We start from the raw sequence: 15,822 nt of genomic DNA on the forward strand, positions 1-15,822 counted from the left end.
CGCGGCAGGCGTGAACGCTGCGCAAGCGTTGACGGGTCTCACCCAGGCGGAAGCGGCACGTCGCCTGGAGGAGCTCGGCCCCAACGCAATCCCGGAGTCCGCACCTCTGCCGCTCTGGAGGCGGCTTGTCCGGCAGTTCCGAGGCCCGCTCAACTTCATCTTGTTCTTCGCCCTCGTGTTCGATCTCGGCGCCTGGCTCTACGGGGGCGGGCGGGGGTGGCCCGTCGAGGCGCTGGCCATCGCGGCCGTGCTCGTGCTCAACGCGGTGCTCGGGGTGCTCCAGGAGTACCGTTCGGAGCACGCGCTCGCGCGGCTCGAGATCCTCGCCGCCCCCGTCGCCTGGACGCTTCGTGATGGGCGCCTCGTGCACATCCCGAGCCGCCAGCTCGTCCCAGGAGACGTCGTCCGCGTCGAAGCGGGCGAGCGGATCCCGGCTGACGGGACCTTGCTCGAGGGGCTCGGCGTCATGATCGACGAGTCGGTGCTGACGGGCGAGTCGATCCCGGTCGACAAATCGCTGGGCGCCGAGGTCTACAGCGGGACGCTCCTCGCTCGGGGCACGGGCTTCCTCCGCGTCACCGGGACCGGCGCCCGGAGCACCATGGGGCGGCTCGCCGCGGTGCTCGGCCAGATCCAGGCCGACAAGACGCCGCTCGAGCGTCGTCTCGACGTGCTCGGCCACAGGATCACCCGCTGGGTGGGAACACTCGCGGCGTTGCTCATCGCCCTGGGGCTCATCGCCGAGGGCCTCGCGCACTTCGTGGAGGTCATGATCTTCGCGGTCGCGCTCGGGGTCGCCGCCGTGCCCGAGGGCATGCCGGCGGTGGTGACAGCGACGCTCGCCCTCGGGGTCCAGCACATGGCGCGGCGGCACGCCGTCGTACGGCGTCTGAGCGCGGTCGAGGCCCTCGGTTCGGTCACGGTGATCGCGACCGACAAGACAGGCACGCTGACCGACAACCGCATGTCGGTGGCCGCCCTCGAGTCCGACGATCCCGAGGCGGCTCTTGCCGTCTTGGTGTTCGCGAACGACGCCGACGCGCAGGCCGGCGCGGGCGATCCGCTGGAGCTCGGGCTGCTCGAGTACGCGCGCTCGCGGAGGATCGATGCGCTCGCGGTGCGGCAAGCGCACCCCAGGCTCGCAAGCCGTCCGTTCGACAGCGCCTGGAAGTTCATGCGGGTCACCGTCGCATCCCCGACCGGGCCGGTGAGCTACTTCAAGGGCGCGCCCGAGGTGCTGCTCGCGCGCGCGGAGCTGTCGCCCGAAGGTCGAGCGCGGTGGGCCCAGCGAGCGGAGGAGGGGGCCGCGCGGGGTTACCGCGTCCTTGCCCTGGCACGCGCCCCGGGCGAGCGGGAAGACGCCCTCGAATTCCTCGGCCTCGTGATGATCTGGGACCCGCCGCGGCGGGAGGTACCCGAGGCGATACGCAAGGTGCAGGAGGCGGGCGTGCGGGTCCTGATGATCACCGGCGACCACCCGGCGACGGCCCGCGCCGTCGCCGAGGCCGTCGGGATGGCGAGCACGGAGATGCTCACCGGGGCCGACATCGAGCACCTCTCGGTCGAGGATCTGCGGCGAGCCGTGCGCCGGGTGGGCGTGTTCGCCCGCATGAGCCCGGAGCACAAGCTCCGTCTCGTGGAGGCGCTGAAAGCGGATGGGAACATCGTCGCCGTGACGGGCGACGGCGTGAACGACGCACCCGCGCTGAAGCGGGCGGACGTGGGGATCGCGATGGGGCAGCGAGGCAGTGACGTCGCCCGCGAGGTGGCCGATCTCGTGCTGCTCGACGACAACTTCGCCTCGATCGTGGGCGCCATCGAGGAGGGACGCGGCATCCACGAGAACATCCAGAAGTTCATCCGGTACACCTTCTCGACCAATGTCGCGCTCGTACTGCTCGTGGTCACCGGCGTGATCGGCTCGTACGTCCTCGGTCTCCGGGACGAATCGGGCATGCTCCTCTTGCCACTCACGGCGTTCCAGATCCTGTGGATCAACTTCGTCGGCGACGGCCCGCCCGCGCTGGCGCTGGCCCTCGACCGCAACCCCGATGTCATGAGTCGACCGCCGCGCCCGCCGAAGAGCCCGCTGCTCGATGGACCATCGGCTGCGTTTATCCTGGCCACGGGAGGGCTCAAGGGCTCGATCGGGATCCTGCTGATGACGCTCGTGCCGCGCTGGGGGTACGGGCCCGTCGCCATCCAGAGCGTCCTCTTCCTGTACGAGTCAATCGCAAAGCTCGTCTCCGCGTACCCCTCGCGTCGAATGGTGCACCCGTCGCGGCACAATCTCACCCTGCACCTGTCGATCGGCCTCGGCATCCTGCTGCAGCTGCTGACGATCCTCGTCCCCGCGCTGCGGCGCGTCCTCGGGCTCGGGCCGCTCGACGTCCGGGCGATGGTCGTGCTGGCGATCGCCATCGCCGCCACCTGGGCCGTGGCCGAGCTCGTCAGCTGGCTTATCTGGCGGCAGCTCGCCGCGCGCCACATTCCGCGGGAGGCGAGCTGATCCTCATGACCAGCTCGGACCGTGCTCGCCGTACGTCCATGCGTCGGCATCTCGGCCATGCCGATGCCTCGCATCAGAACGAGCTCCTGCCGCGGTCGCACGTCAGGGTCTGATCGCGAGCAGCGTCGGCGTTTGACCCGGCGCCGCGGCGGCAATCGCGTCGATCAGCGCGCGCGGCTCGCCAGGCCCGACGGCCCCCGTCTTGCGGACGGCGTCGACCCTGCTGAGCCCCCACAGGAGCGCGGCCGTCGCCGGCGTGGGCAGGCGGCTCAGCGTCCCGATCGGCTCCGGCGTGATGGTGTTTCCGAGGCGGCGCACCACGCGGAGCCCTTCCTCCATGGCGCGCGCGAGGCGCATCGCCTCTGCCCACGACACGCCTGCGTTCCGCGCGTGCGCCGTGACGATGGCCACCATCGCCGGCGCGACGAGCGCCGCGTGCGTGCGCAGCCAGCTCTCCATGTCGGCGTGCACGACGGCGGGAATGCCGGCGTCCGTGAAGACCTTCGCCCACGCCGCGTCCGTCACCGTGGTGACCATGCCTCGGGTGACGATCTTCGACGTCACCTTGCCGTCCTCGAGGGTCGCCAGGATCGCAGGGAAGCCGAAGGCGAAGCGCGCCGGGCCCACCGCATCTCGGAGGCGGCCCAGCGGCTCGAAGGTGTTGAACATGAACATCACGGACCTCGCCGCGCTCTCGGCCAGCGCAGGGAGCACGGCGTCCACCTGGTGCGCGAGCACCGTCACGAGCACGAGATCCCACGGCGTCGTCGCGTCGAGCGCGGCGCTCACGCGCACCGCCGCGCGCTCGCCCGAGGCGCTCACGATCGCCTCGTCCCGCCGCAGCTGCTCCAGCCGCTCTCCTCGGGCGACCACCGTCACCTCGTGCCCCGCGCGCGCGAGCTGAAATGCAAAGGTGCTTCCAATCCTACCGGCGCCGACAATGGCAATCTTCATGCGTTACACCGTAGCTCCTGTAAAAATGCCCATGAAGGACCGCCCGAGTCAGAAGTACCGACCAAGGCTCTCCCTGGTGAACTCCGTCAGCTCGGAGGTCCGGCCGGTCTTGATCTTCTGCACCCAGGCCGGGTCGTTGAGCAGGGGGCGCCCGACGGCGACGAGATCGAAATCGCCGCGCTCGAAGCGGCGCACGAGCTCGCCGAGCCCCTGGGGCGCCGAGGCCTCGCCCGCGAAGTTTCCGAAGAGATCGCCGGACAGGCCGACCGACCCCACGGTGATCGTGGGGTTGCCGGTGATCTTCTTCGCCCATCCAGCGGTGTTCAGATCGGAGCCGGCGAACTCGGGCTCCCAGTAGCGTCGCTGGGAGAGGTGGAGCACATCGGCGCCCGCCTCGGCGAGCGGCAATAACCACTGCTCCATCTCCTTCGGCGTCTTCGCGATCTTGTGATCGTACGCGCCCATCTTCCACTGCGAGAGGCGGAGGATCACGACCATCTCCGGCCCGACGGCCTCTCGAACGGCCTCGAGGACCTCCACGGCGAAGCGATTCCTCTCGCCGATCGTCTTTCCGCCATACTCGTCGGTGCGCTGGTTCGTCACCTCGTAGAAGAACTGATCGATGAGGTACCCGTGCGCGCCATGGATCTCGATGGCATCGAAGCCGAGGCGCTTCGCGTCGGCCGCCGCCTTGCCGAAGGCCCGCACGGTGGCGTGCACGTCGTCGCGCGACATGTTCGCCGGGCCTTCCAGGGCCGCGGGCTCCTCGTGGCCGTTCGGATCCTGCTTGGCGAGCCCGACGTGCCATAGCTGGGGCGCCATCTTCCCTCCCGCCCTGTGCACGCTGTCGATGACCTTTCGCCAGCCGTCCAGCGCCCGCTCGCCATAGAAGTGCGGGACGTCGCGGAGGTGAAGCTTGCCCGGCCGCTCCACGACCGTTCCTTCCGACAGGATCAGCCCGACGTCCGCGGCGGCGCGTCGGGTGTAGTAATCGACGTTCGGCTCGCCCGGCGCGTTGCCCGGCGATCGCTGGCGCGTCATGGGCGCCATGACGAACCGATTCTCGAGCTTCAGCCCCTTCAGCTCGAATGGCTTGAAGAGCGCGCTCACGTCGTCGTTCTTGTTCGGTTGCGGATCCGCCATCGCTCCGTCCCTTCTCCGGTTCTCTGGGCGTCGTCGTCGCCAGGGCGCCGCGGCTGGCAGCGTCCTGGCGGCTCGGTAACGCCCGCGCCTGCAATCTCGACACCGCGGCGCCATCGTCATCGACGACGCCCTCCTCGGTGTTAAACCAACTGGATGGTTTAAATCTAGGGAGCGGTCTGGGCCGTGTCAACTGGGCGGAGCGGCGATGCCGCTGCGCATGGCGAACGGCCGCGGGCGAGCCGCGCGAGGGAGGCCCGGAGGTTGCGGCTCGAACGTGGGCGGCGCGCTCTTCTTGCCGCGCGCCACGGCGTATGCTCCATGAAGGATCCACCCATGCGCTACGATTCGGCGGCGACCAAGAAGAGGCTCCTCGACGCTGCGCTCGACGAGTTCGCCGAGCGAGGGCTGGCCGGCGCGCGCGTGGACCGCATCGCCGAGCGGGCCTCGGCGAACAAGCAGGCCATCTACGCCTATTTCGGCTCCAAGGAGGGTCTGTTCCGCAGCGTGCTCGAGGAGCGGTGCCAGATCGCGTTCGACGCTGTGCCCTTCGACCCGTCGGACCTGCCGGCCTTCGTGGCAGGCGTCTTCGATCACCTGGTCGAGAATCCGAAGAGCGTGCGGATGATGATGTGGAGGCAGCTCGAGCTCCCCGACGAGGCGCAGCACGACGTCGCGACCGCCAAGGTGCAGGAGCTCGCCGCGGCCTACGACCTCGGGGCGACGCCGAAGCTCTGCGCCGAGGACCTGTTCGTCATCCTCCTCGGGCTGTCGATGTCCTGGTTCGGCTTCGCGCCAAACCAGCCGGCCGAGAAGGGATCGGCGGCGGAGCAGCGGCTGCACGCCTTCAGGCGCTCGCTGGTCACGGCGGTCGACGCGGTCGTGAAGGCGATGGCGACGAAGAAGCGATAGCTGGTCCGTGCCGGGCCTGGGCGCCATTGGCCGCCGAGGATGGCGCCGGCGCGCTGCCAAAGCAGGCGGGCGGCAGTCCACGATGGCAGTCCGCGAGCACCGCGGCGCTCAGGGGAACCACGCTGCGACCTGCACCACCTCGCGCGCCGCGCCGGCCAGGCCGTCGTCGCCCGCGACGGCCGCGATGAGCGGCGCGAGCTTCACGAGGGTCACGCCGTCGCCTGCGAGCGCGGCGTGGCGGAAGTCGCCGGCGAGCGCGTCGAGCAGGATGCCGAACGCCGCGGCGGCGCCCTCGGGCGGGAAATGGCGGGCCAGCGGGACCAGGTCGAGCAGGCGGTCCGGCTCGTCGGCGCCGAAGCGCAGGGCCAGGGGGAGGGCCTGACGCACCAGCTCGGGCGCGTGCACGGGGTCGTAGCGCGCCAGGAAGCCGAAGGCGCCCAGGCGGCCAGCATCGCTGAGCGGCTCGACCGCGGCGAGCAGCACGTCGCTGTCGCCCTTCGCCGCGAACCAGGGCCCCACGTCGAACATCCGCAGCCCGTAGCGGTCGCGCGGTTCGGCCTGCTGAATGGCCTGGTCGATCCGCGCCAGCAGCTGCACCGGCTCCGCGGCGAAGGGGAGGCTTCGGGCCAGCGCGCGCACGCGGGGCGCTGTCGGCAGCGCCTCGAACAGGTCGTCGGCGGGATCGCCCAGCGCCCTGAGGCGCGGGATCAGGCTCTCGAGGAGCTCGACGGCGTGCTCGCCGAACCCGGGCGCGAGCGCCGCGGCACGGCGGGCCTCCGGGGCGGCGAGGTGCGGTATAAGCCGCGCGAGCGTCCAGTGCTCTTTCAGGTCGTACGGCTCGATGTGCTGCTCCACCGCGGCGAAGGCGGCGCGTACGCGCTCGGGATCGTCAAGGACCCGCGCGAGCGCGGCGAGCGCTCGCGCCCGCGCCGGCCCAGGCAGCGCCTCCGCGTCGGGCCAGAGCGCCTCGGCGACGGCGTGCGGGAAATGTCTGGAGAACGCCTCGATATCGCCAGGATCTCCGGCGCCGTCGCGGAGGCTAGCGAGCGCCTCGCGCGCGACCGCGACCCCTTCCTCCGGAGGCAGTGCCCCTGTCGCGACAAGCATCTGGTGCGCTCGCTTCTCCGCGTCCTCCGTGGTCCGAAACGCGGCGAGCGCTTCCCGCGCGAACGCGTATCCCGTCTCGCCCCCTGCGCACTCGGCGAGGCTCAGGAGGACATCCCCGCGGAATTCGGTCTCCGGGATGCGCCGTGCGGCGTCCGCGGCCCACGCGAGCACCTCGGCGCGCGCCGGGCCGGCCGTCATCGCCGCGCCGAGCGCGGTGAGCGCCCTGGCCTGATCTCGCTCGTCGGCGATCCGTTTCTGCCGGTTGATGGGCTCGACGCCGACGGGAGCATCATGGTCCTTGCGTCGGGCGCACCAGTTTAGGCTCGCCTCGACGAGGGCCGCGCGTACGGCGAGGGCCGTTGCCTCGCGACCCATGGGAAGCACCACGACGGCGCGACGGCGCACGCGCTCGAGGTCGGCGACGAAGCCGAGGTAGGCCTCGGGCCGAGCCATCCAGCGGGCGAGGTGCTCCTCGGTGACCAGCGCGGCGAATGCCTGGAGCGGTGCGTCGCTCTGCTCCATGTGCGCGCGCACGTAGGCGCAGGGATAGCCGTCTGGCGGGAGCGCTAGGAGCTGGCGGGTCGACGTCTCGCGCGCGCCGAGGACGAGGTGCTCCTCGACCTCGCGGCGGGCCGCGTTCGAGCGGAACGCGTAGGTGCCATCGACGGCCGTGACGAGCAGCTCGATCCCGGCGAGGGCGCCCTCGATGGGCGCCCCGAGGGCGGCAGTGATCTCGTCCTCGGGGAGCCGGCCGTAGGCGACGGAGAGCAGGCCGAGGAGCTTGGCTGATGCGGTGTCCGCGGTCGCGAGCAGTTCCGCGGGATCGCCCGGTGTGGGCCAGGGCCGCACCGGCAGTGGATGGATCTGCGTGCGCGCCGGATCGAAGCCGAGGCGCTGGATCCACGCGCGGGCCGCGGCGTCGTCGCCCTCGACGGTGGCGAGCACCTTGACGCGGGGGCCAACGGCGGAGAACAGCGCCGGCCAGGCGACGAGCGGCTCCGCCTCCTCGACGTCGGTGATCGCGAGCAGCAGCGAGGGTTCGTTCTCGGTCGGCCCGACGCGCAGGTGTTCCTGCGCGATCTGTCTACGCAACAGCCGAGGCTCGCCGCCTACGTAGTCGGAGAGCACCCGCGAGACCAGCAGCGCGAGGATGTCACGCTCGAGCCTGAGATCAGGCCCGATTGGCACGAGCTGCGCACCGTACGCGACACCTTCGTTCTGTGCACGGACCAGGTGGGCGGCCACGACCGCGCGTCGGCTCGCGCGCGAGCCATGCAAGATCGCATAGGGCAGCTCCGGCTCGTCGAGCCACCGGCTGAGCGCGGCCAGCGCGGTTTGCTCCGCGGGGTCGAGCGCAGCGTTCGACCCTTCATTCCAGGCGCAACGGAAGGAGCGCTCGACGGGTGCGGGGGCGAGGATATGGGGCGGGGACATCGGTCATCTCGCGGGTCAAGTGCCGGCGAACGGAGGCGTCGAGGAGGGCACCGTGGTGACGTTCTTCTCCCGAGATTTCGTGCGCTCGCTGCTCTGCGTCCAGGTCCCGTCCCACCGGCCCATCTTGTTCACCTTGGTTTCATCCTTGTTGTTCGGGCCGATCACGCCGCCCTTGGCGTCCTCTCCGATGTTCGCCGGGTGGAGGCCGAGCTCGCGGAAGATCTGGGCGCACATGGGGCAGGGCGCCATACCCTCACCATCCTCGTTCGTGGTTTCGATCGTCGCGCCGTTCCTGAAGCGCTTCTGAAGCTCGGCGCGCACCTCCTCATTGGTCATCTTGGGTTTCCCCTTCGCCGTTCGCTGGGCGTTCCCTTCGGCACGGATCTGGCTCGCCATCTTGTGCAGCGCGTCGACCTCTGCACACGTTGTGTCCCCCGTTGCGGTCTGATTCTGAGGATTGCGCGCCGTCTGCGCGTTCTTGACGGCCTCGGTGATCGCGGGGTCCTTGTAGTGCTTCTCGCGATGATCCTCCGCTGTTTTCCCGCCGCGCTCTCCCTGGCTCTTGCCCTCGATATCGCCCGGCACCCCGCGACGATTCTTCGGATCGGTGAAATCCTTGCCCTCCGGGTTGTTCCCTGCCGCGTTCCGGACGGTCGAGAACGGCATCAGCCCGCTCGGATCGACGAACCGCGTCGGCGCGTTGCCTGCGTAGTCGAAGCCGTTGAACCCGCCGTCGAGCCCCGCCGGGTCCGCGCTGAGGTACCGGCCCATGGCGGGATCGAAGTAGCGGTAGCGGTTGTAGACGAGCCCCGTCTCCTCGTCCTCGTACTGGCCCGGGAACCGGAGCGGCGTCGTGGTCCGCCCGCCCTCCTTCACCTTCGCGCCGAACGCGGATCGGTCGAGCTCGCACACCACCTCGCCCGCCGGGCCGACCAGGCGCTCCGGCGCGCCCACGTCGTCGTTGAGGTAATGGAACCACGGGCTCTCCTCGCGCCGCCCGCCCGCCACGCGCGTGTCGCGGTGCGCCCAGGGGGCGTACCGGGCCTCCTCGAAGCAGTACGTGCGCTCCTCCACGACGGGATCGCCCGCCGCCTGCGTCACGCGCTTGATCTCGTGGACGAGCACGCCGCCGTCCCACACGAAGCGCACGCTCGACACCTCGCGCCGCCGCCCGTCGGGCGCTCGCTCGAACGTGCGCTTCCCGATGCGCCGCGCGAACGGATCGTAGCTGTGCTCGACCACCCTCCCGTCGGGCTTCTCGACCGCGGCGAGCAACCCGAGGGTGTTCCATCTGTACCGCGTCAGCCGCCCCTCCGCGTCGCGCGCGCTCGTGAGCCTGCCCGACTCGTCCCACGCATACGTGGTGCCGCCCTTCTGCACCAGGCGGTTCCCGGCGCCGTAAGCGCGCTGCTCGCCGTCCGGCTCGTGCAGGTTGCCCGCGGCGTCGTAAGCAAAGCGCTGCCCCCGGCCCCGCTCGTCGCGGATCCCCAGGAGCTGCCCAGCGGGGTCGTGCTCGAACAGCCTCCGGCCGAGCGCGTCGTCCCACGACTCGACGAGCTCCGAGCACGGCCCATAGCGGAACGCCTGGTACACCGTCGTCCCCGGCGGGCGACCGCCGACCCACTCGGGCCGCCCCGCGCCGGCGCTGGCCGCCTGCGCGGGGTTGCCTACCCAGCGCTGCGCCATGCGGCCGAGCGCGTCGTAGACGACCTGGATGCGCCCTCCGTCCGGCAGCGCGCGGGCGATCTCGCGCCCGAGCCCGTCGTGCGCGACCCCGACCGTGGTGCGCCCGTCCAGCACCACCTGCGTGGCCCGGCCGCAGGCGTCCCGCGCGAAGGCGGCCGAGTGGCCCAGCGACGTCGTCCGCTGCACGACGTTGCCCATGAGATCGTACGTCCGCCGCACGAAAAACGCGTCCCCGGAGGCGAGCTGCCGCTCCTCCACGACCCACCCCACGGCGTTGCGCGTGAACGTGAGCTCCCCGGCGGGCGTGACGGCGGCGATCAGCTGGCCACAGTGATCGTACTCGAACGACTCCGTGGCCCCGTCCGGCAGGGTGCGCTGGACCAGCTGTCCGGCCGCGTCATAGGTGAACTCCGTGAGCTCTCCTGCGCCGGTCTTCTCGTGGAGGAGCTGCCCGGCCATGTCGTGCCGGTAATACTTCTCCAGCCCGGCGAACGTCCGCTCGTACACCATGAGTCCCGCGCTGTCGTAGCGCATGACGTACACGTCCCCCCGCGCGTTCTCGGCCTGCACGAGGCGCCCCTCGCGGTCGTAGGCGAGCCGGTTCACCTCGCCGTTCGGGCGCCGGATCGCGCAGACCTTGTGGAGCCCTCCGCGATCGAAGCGCGTCGTGGTGCCGTCCGGGTGATCGATGCGCACGACATCCCCGTTGCGGTCGTGGACATAGCGGGTCACGCCCCCGTCCGGGTGGCGCACGGCGACGCGATCGCCCCGATCGTTGTAGGCGTACGACGTGACGTGCCCGAGCGCGTCGCGCACCGAGAGGCAACGTCCCCAGGTGTCGTAGACGTGCTCGGTGACGGCGCCTATCCCGTCGATCTTCTGGATCACGTTGCCGTGCGCATCATGAATGAAGCGCGTGCGCGCCCCGTTCGGCGCGACGGTCTCCGTGATGAGCCCCCGCGCTTCGACGCGGACCTCGAAGGTCGCGCCGATCGGATCGGTCCAGTACAGGACGCCAGCGGTGCGCGTCACCTCCGTGACGCCGCCGCCTGGATCGGTGACGCGACGGATGTGCCCGTCCGGCTCGCGCTCGATGACGGTAATCCGGCCCAGCGGATCGGTCACGCGGAGCGTGCGCCCGCGGGCGTCGCGGACCCATGTCGTGGTGGCGCCGAGCGGGTTGGTGAACGAGCGGAGATTGCCGTTCTCATCGTAGGTGCGGCAGTAGACGGCCCCGCCGGACACGGCCTTGTCGAGCTTGCCAAACTCGTTGGCGAAGTAGCGGTGAACGGTGATCGAGTCCGCCACCTCCGAATACCCATTCTCGCCATAGATGAGCGCGCAATGGTAGATCCCGCGCGCCTTCGTGCCATCGGCGAGCCTATCGGGCACGCCCTTCGCGAGGCCCAGGCGCTCCGGATCGGGGTGATCGCCCCAGGTCTCGACGCAGCGGCCGCGCTCGTCGTACCGGAAATGGAAGGTGAGGTCCTCGGGATCCGTGCGCGACGTCAGCCGGTGCTCGTCGTAGGTGTAGCGGGTGACGCAGCCCTCGGCGTCCGTATCGGCGACGAGGTCGCCGCGCTCGTCATGGGTATAGCTCCGGAGGGTCACCCACCTCCCTCGCTCGGGCGCGTTCTTGACCTCGAGCGCGGCGATGCGGCCGTCGGGCGCGCGCCGTACACGCACCACGCGGCCGGCGGCGTCGGTGATCGACTCGATACGCCCGTCGCCGTAAGCGATCCGTGTCGTGTTGCCATGGGCGTCGCGCACCGCGGAGAGGCGGTAGGTCGAGCCGTCGCGCTCCGAGAACAGATAGAAGCTGCCCGCGGCGTCATCGAGGACGAACCCGGTGGCGTCGCGGGTCAGCACCCAGCCGTCGGGGCCGACGCCCGCGTCTCCCTCGGCGATGGGCTCGAACGAGACCGCCGCGCCCGTGTCGGTCCACAGCACGGTGGTCTGGCGCCGCACCTCGACGGCCCACGCGAACGAGTGCACCCAGCCGAAGCCCAGGCCGATGTCGCGTTCGTGGGCGCTCGTGCTGTAGCGCCGCACGAACTGCAGACCGAGGGGACCGAGCAGCTCGAGGTCGACCACGGGATCGATGAACACGCGGCCGGTGGCGACGTCGACCGGGTCCCCTTTCGACACCTTCCCGCTCTTCTTCGACCCGTGGTGGTTCGGGCAGCCGGAGCCGTCGCCGCCCGCGCCGCCGCAGGCCGACTTCCCCCCTCCGTCGGCGCCGTTCCCCCCGTCGGAGCCGTCGGCGCCCTGGTCCTTGCCGCTCCCCTTGCCACCCTTGCCATTGCCGCCGCCGCCGCTGCCGCCGCCGCCCATGATGAAGACGCCGGGGTTCATGCCGGGGATCGCGGGGATATTCGGGACAGGGGCCGTGCGCGCCATGGGATCGAGCGTAACAGGGCCGCACAGCCCCTGAAGGGCGCCTCTTCCCGCCATGGTCGCACGGGAGAGCACGTCGACCCGATCGGTCAGCCGCCAGGTCTACCGCGCTGCCTTCTCGTTCGGGCTGTCTCCAACCTATCAGCATTTTCGCGCTCGAGGTTGCGGCAAGGGGTGAGCTGTCGGTATCGTGCGCGCCATTCGCCCACTCAGGAGCTCTGCCGTGCACAAGATCTACCTCGTCCTTTCCGCAGCATTCCTCGTCACTTCTACGGCCTGCTCGGATGAATCCGATTCTGGCGGTACGAGCAATGACCAGGCCAGCAGCAGCACTTCGACCAGCAGTGCCTCGGGCAGCGGTACCGGGGGCAACGGCGGGTCAGGGAGCTCGGGTGTCGGAGAAGGCGGCGCCGGTGGGGCGGGCGCGACGAGCGGCTCGGGCGGCGCAGGCGAGGGCGGCGCGGGGACAGCAGGCGGGCCCGCTACCGGGGCCGGCGGGGACCCGGGCACCTCATCCCTGGGTTTCTTCGTGTCCACCCCGAGCGACAGCGGCGGCGATCTCGGGGGGATCGCCGGCGCGGACGCGACCTGCCAGGCGCTGGCGGCCGAAGTGGGCGCCGGCGGTCGCACGTGGCGCGCGTACCTGAGCACGAGCACGCAGAATGCCCGCGATCGCATCGGCAAGGGGCCCTGGGTCAATGCCAAGGGCGTCACGGTGGCCGCCAGTGTCGAGGCGCTGCACGCGCTGCCCGGGGGCAACCCGGAGCTCTTCGTCGATCACAAGGGCAACCGCATCAACGGCCAGTGGCAGGGCTCTCCCACGCCGAACGAGCACGACATCCTCACGGGCTCGGCGGCCGACGGCACGGCCCTGGCCGCCACGTGCAATGACTGGACGTCGTCCACAGCCACGCCTGGGCCGCAGGTGGGGCACTCCGACGGCCTCGGTCCGAACATGAACGGCCAGGCCCCCTACAACTCGTGGAACTCCGTGCACGCCCCCGCGGGTTGCAGCCAGCAGCAGCTCGTGGCCGTGGGCGGCGCGGGCCGTATCTACTGCTTCGCCGCGGATTGAGCCCTCGTCCGGCTCAGGCGGTCGCGCCGGGCTGGATGCCGTTCAGCGCCATCATCTTCCGCCGCTCGTCGTCCTTGTTGAGTCCGCGGTACCGCTCGTCGAGCTTCGCGATATCGAGCTTCAGGATACGGCCGTAGAGCGAGAGGGCGACGCCCACGATCGACGGGTGGCAGGCGGACTTCACCCGCTCATCGTAGTAGGGATACGCCGCCTCGTGGAAGCTGCGCAGGTTGTAGAACGGGATGCCCGGGAACTTGTGGTGCTCGTTGTGGTACGTGACGTTGTTCCAGAGGAAGTTCGTGACGCGCGCGCTCGTCCCGTAGGTGCGAGAGCTGTAGGCGTCCTCCCCCGGGAGCATCTCGTAGTGCTCGATCATCGAGGTCACGCTGGCGAGGATGGCGCCGAAGACGAACGGCAGGACATAGAAGAAGAAGAACACCTGGAGCGGCATGACCCAGTAGAAGAAGGCCATGAGCCCGTAGAAGCCGAGGAGCTCCACGTTCATCTTGACGCGCTGGAGCGGCGACAGCCGCTTCACGTACCGCGCCATGCAGCCCAGGAAGTAGAGCGGATAGGCGAACGTGTAGACGGCGAGGAGCAGGAGCCTCGCCAGGACGGGGTTCCGCGTGTAATCCGTGACGACGAAGTTGTCGACGTCAGGGTACGTGTTCGCGATCTTGTGATGATGAAGGTGGTAGTTCGTGTACAGCGTCACGCTCATGCCGGTCGGCGCCCAGCAGAGCAGGGCGATGACGTACGAGGTGAGCTTCGAGCGCGAGCAGCTGCCATGGACGGCGTCGTGCGCCACGGCGCCGAGGCCGCGGACGAGGTTGGCGATCAACCACGAGCAGGCGACGCCGATCGGGATGGCGAGCGGGTGGTGCTGCGTCGCGTACAGCACCCACGTGACCGCGGCCCAGATGCCGAAATGAAGCGGGATCTTGAGCAGGTGAATCGGGTTGCGCCTGTAGGCAGCCTGCAGCAGCTCCCGCGGTACTGTGTCCATGCCGGCCATGCTGATCTCCGTGTTTCTCGCGCGTGCGCGGCCCGGAACTTCGCAAAAAATAGGCGGGAAAACAAGAGCACGCCCGCTTTTTACCCCCGCGGCGCGAATGCGCCTACGCGCCTGCGCGTCTGCGCACGCGCCGGCGACAGCGCTTCGCGCCGCTTGAGGGGCGCGTTCGCCGCCGCTAAGACGCGGCCATGGGGACGCGCATCGAGAAGGACAGCTTCGGGCCGATCGCGGTGCAGGACGACCGCTACTGGGGGGCGCAGACGCAGCGTTCCCTCGAGAACTTCCGGATCGGGGGCGAGCGCTTCCCGCGGGAGATGATCGCCGCGCTCGCCACCGTGAAAAAGGCGGCGGCGCTCGTGAACCGCGATCTGGGGCTCCTGCCGGCGGACAGGTGCGCGCTCATCGTCGCGGCGGCCGACGAGGTCATCGACGGCAAGCTCGACGACCACTTCCCGCTCGTCGTCTGGCAGACGGGCAGCGGCACCCAGACCAACATGAACGTGAACGAGGTCATCGGGAACCGCGCGATCGAGATGAGCGGCGGCGTGATGGGCTCGAAATCGCCGGTCCACCCGAACGACGACGTGAACAGGTCGCAGAGCTCGAACGACGTGTTCCCGACGGCCATGCACGTCGTCGCCGCGCTCCAGATCGAGCGCCGCCTGCTCCCGGAGGTCCGCCGGCTGCGCGAGACCCTGGCGCAGAAGAGCGCGGCGTTCGCGGACATCGTCAAGATCGGCCGCACGCACCTGCAGGACGCGACGCCGCTCACGCTCGGGCAGGAGTTCTCCGGCTACGTGGCGCAGCTCGACGCCGGCATCGCCGCGGTGGAGCGCGCGCTCCCGCCGCTGCGCGAGCTGGCGCTCGGGGGCACGGCCGTCGGGACGGGGCTCAACGCTCACCCGGAGTTCCCGGTGAAGGTCGCCGCCAGGATCGCCGAGCTCACGGGGGCGCCCTTCGTCACCGCGCCGAACAAGTTCCAGGCGCTCGCGTCGCACGACGCCCTCGTCGCGGCGCACGGCGCGCTGAAGGTGCTCGCCTGCGGCCTGACCAAGATAGCGAACGACGTCCGCTGGCTCGCGAGCGGGCCGCGCTGCGGGATCGGCGAGATCACGATCCCGGAGAACGAGCCGGGCAGCTCGATCATGCCGGGGAAGGTGAACCCCACCCAGGCCGAGGCGATGACGATGCTGTGCGCTCAGGTGCTCGGCAACGACGTCGCGGTCGGCATCGGCGGGGCGAGCGGCAACTTCGAGCTCAACGTGTACAAGCCGCTCATCGTGCACAACGTGCTGCAGTCGATCCGGCTGCTGGCCGACGGCTGCGCGTCGTTCGAGGAGCACTGCGCGCGGGGCATCGAGCCGAACCGCGAGCGCATCGAGCGGAACCTGCGCGACAGCCTGATGCTGGTGACCGCGCTGAACCCGCACGTGGGCTACGACAACGCAGCGAAGATCGCCAAGAAGGCGCACGCGGAAGGGACCACCCTCCGCGAGGCGGCGGTCGCGCTCGGGATCCTCGACGGGGGGAAGTTCGACGAGATCGTGCGGCCGGAGAGGATGATCGGGCCTTCCGGGGACGGGTGAGGCTGCG

General features: G+C 70.3%; 9 protein-coding genes. 4 read left to right on the top strand and 5 right to left on the bottom strand.

The genetic code is table 11. The features are described from left to right. The first annotated feature begins 28 nt into the window (after nt 1-28). A complete protein-coding gene (locus WMF45_RS50375) occupies nt 29-2,509 on the top strand; it encodes a cation-translocating P-type ATPase (RefSeq protein ID WP_437714537.1) in 2,481 nt (826 codons plus the stop codon). Between the two features lie 102 nt (nt 2,510-2,611). Here WMF45_RS50375 and WMF45_RS50380 read toward each other — a convergent pair whose 3' ends face one another. After that, entirely contained in the window at nt 2,612-3,463 is an 852-nt protein-coding gene (locus tag WMF45_RS50380) for a ketopantoate reductase family protein (protein WP_437714539.1), read from the bottom strand. A 48-nt stretch (nt 3,464-3,511) separates the two neighbouring features. Continuing rightward, entirely contained in the window at nt 3,512-4,606 is a 1,095-nt protein-coding gene (locus WMF45_RS50385) for an NADH:flavin oxidoreductase (RefSeq protein WP_437714541.1), read from the bottom strand. Between the two features lie 333 nt (nt 4,607-4,939). Here WMF45_RS50385 and WMF45_RS50390 point away from each other — a divergent pair, with 333 nt between their 5' ends. Then, on the top strand, nt 4,940-5,515 hold the full coding sequence (locus WMF45_RS50390) for a TetR/AcrR family transcriptional regulator (RefSeq protein ID WP_437714543.1): 576 nt from the start codon (nt 4,940-4,942) through the stop codon (nt 5,513-5,515). A 108-nt stretch (nt 5,516-5,623) separates the two neighbouring features. Here WMF45_RS50390 and WMF45_RS50395 read toward each other — a convergent pair whose 3' ends face one another. After that, a complete protein-coding gene (locus tag WMF45_RS50395) occupies nt 5,624-8,056 on the bottom strand; it encodes a hypothetical protein (RefSeq protein ID WP_437714545.1) in 2,433 nt (810 codons plus the stop codon). A 15-nt stretch (nt 8,057-8,071) separates the two neighbouring features. Further along, a complete protein-coding gene (locus tag WMF45_RS50400; RefSeq protein WP_437714547.1) occupies nt 8,072-12,142 on the bottom strand; it encodes an RHS repeat-associated core domain-containing protein in 4,071 nt (1,356 codons plus the stop codon). Between the two features lie 526 nt (nt 12,143-12,668). On the opposite strand from WMF45_RS50400, the gene WMF45_RS50405 reads away from it, so the two are divergent. Beyond that, the gene (locus tag WMF45_RS50405) at nt 12,669-13,214 is read left to right on the top strand and encodes a hypothetical protein (RefSeq protein WP_437714549.1); all 546 of its coding nucleotides are present in this window, start codon (nt 12,669-12,671) and stop codon (nt 13,212-13,214) included. A gap of 13 nt (nt 13,215-13,227) precedes the next feature. Here WMF45_RS50405 and WMF45_RS50410 read toward each other — a convergent pair whose 3' ends face one another. Next, complete coding sequence (locus tag WMF45_RS50410; RefSeq protein WP_437714551.1) at nt 13,228-14,220, bottom strand: fatty acid desaturase family protein; 993 nt, start codon at nt 14,218-14,220, stop codon at nt 13,228-13,230. Between the two features lie 197 nt (nt 14,221-14,417). Here WMF45_RS50410 and fumC point away from each other — a divergent pair, with 197 nt between their 5' ends. Then, nucleotides 14,418-15,815 (top strand): class II fumarate hydratase, encoded by a 1,398-nt coding sequence (fumC, locus tag WMF45_RS50415; protein WP_437714553.1) that lies wholly within the window; start codon nt 14,418-14,420, stop codon nt 15,813-15,815. Nucleotides 15,816-15,822: the final 7 nt, after the last annotated feature.

The organism is Sorangium sp. So ce448 (assembly GCF_051520915.1).
GTDB lineage: Bacteria > Myxococcota_A > Polyangia > Polyangiales > Polyangiaceae > Sorangium > Sorangium cellulosum_B.

Excerpts from the sequence above, each read along its gene's own strand:
- WMF45_RS50380 (WP_437714539.1), bottom strand. The coding sequence starts at position 3,463 with ATGAAGATTGCCATTGTCGGCGCCGGTAGGATTGGAAGCACCTTTGCA.
- WMF45_RS50385 (WP_437714541.1), bottom strand. The coding sequence starts at position 4,606 with ATGGCGGATCCGCAACCGAACAAGAACGACGACGTGAGCGCGCTCTTC.
- WMF45_RS50390 (WP_437714543.1), top strand. The coding sequence starts at position 4,940 with ATGCGCTACGATTCGGCGGCGACCAAGAAGAGGCTCCTCGACGCTGCG.
- WMF45_RS50395 (WP_437714545.1), bottom strand. The coding sequence starts at position 8,056 with ATGTCCCCGCCCCATATCCTCGCCCCCGCACCCGTCGAGCGCTCCTTC.
- WMF45_RS50400 (WP_437714547.1), bottom strand. The coding sequence starts at position 12,142 with ATGGCGCGCACGGCCCCTGTCCCGAATATCCCCGCGATCCCCGGCATG.
- WMF45_RS50410 (WP_437714551.1), bottom strand. The coding sequence starts at position 14,220 with ATGGACACAGTACCGCGGGAGCTGCTGCAGGCTGCCTACAGGCGCAAC.
- fumC (WP_437714553.1), top strand. The coding sequence starts at position 14,418 with ATGGGGACGCGCATCGAGAAGGACAGCTTCGGGCCGATCGCGGTGCAG.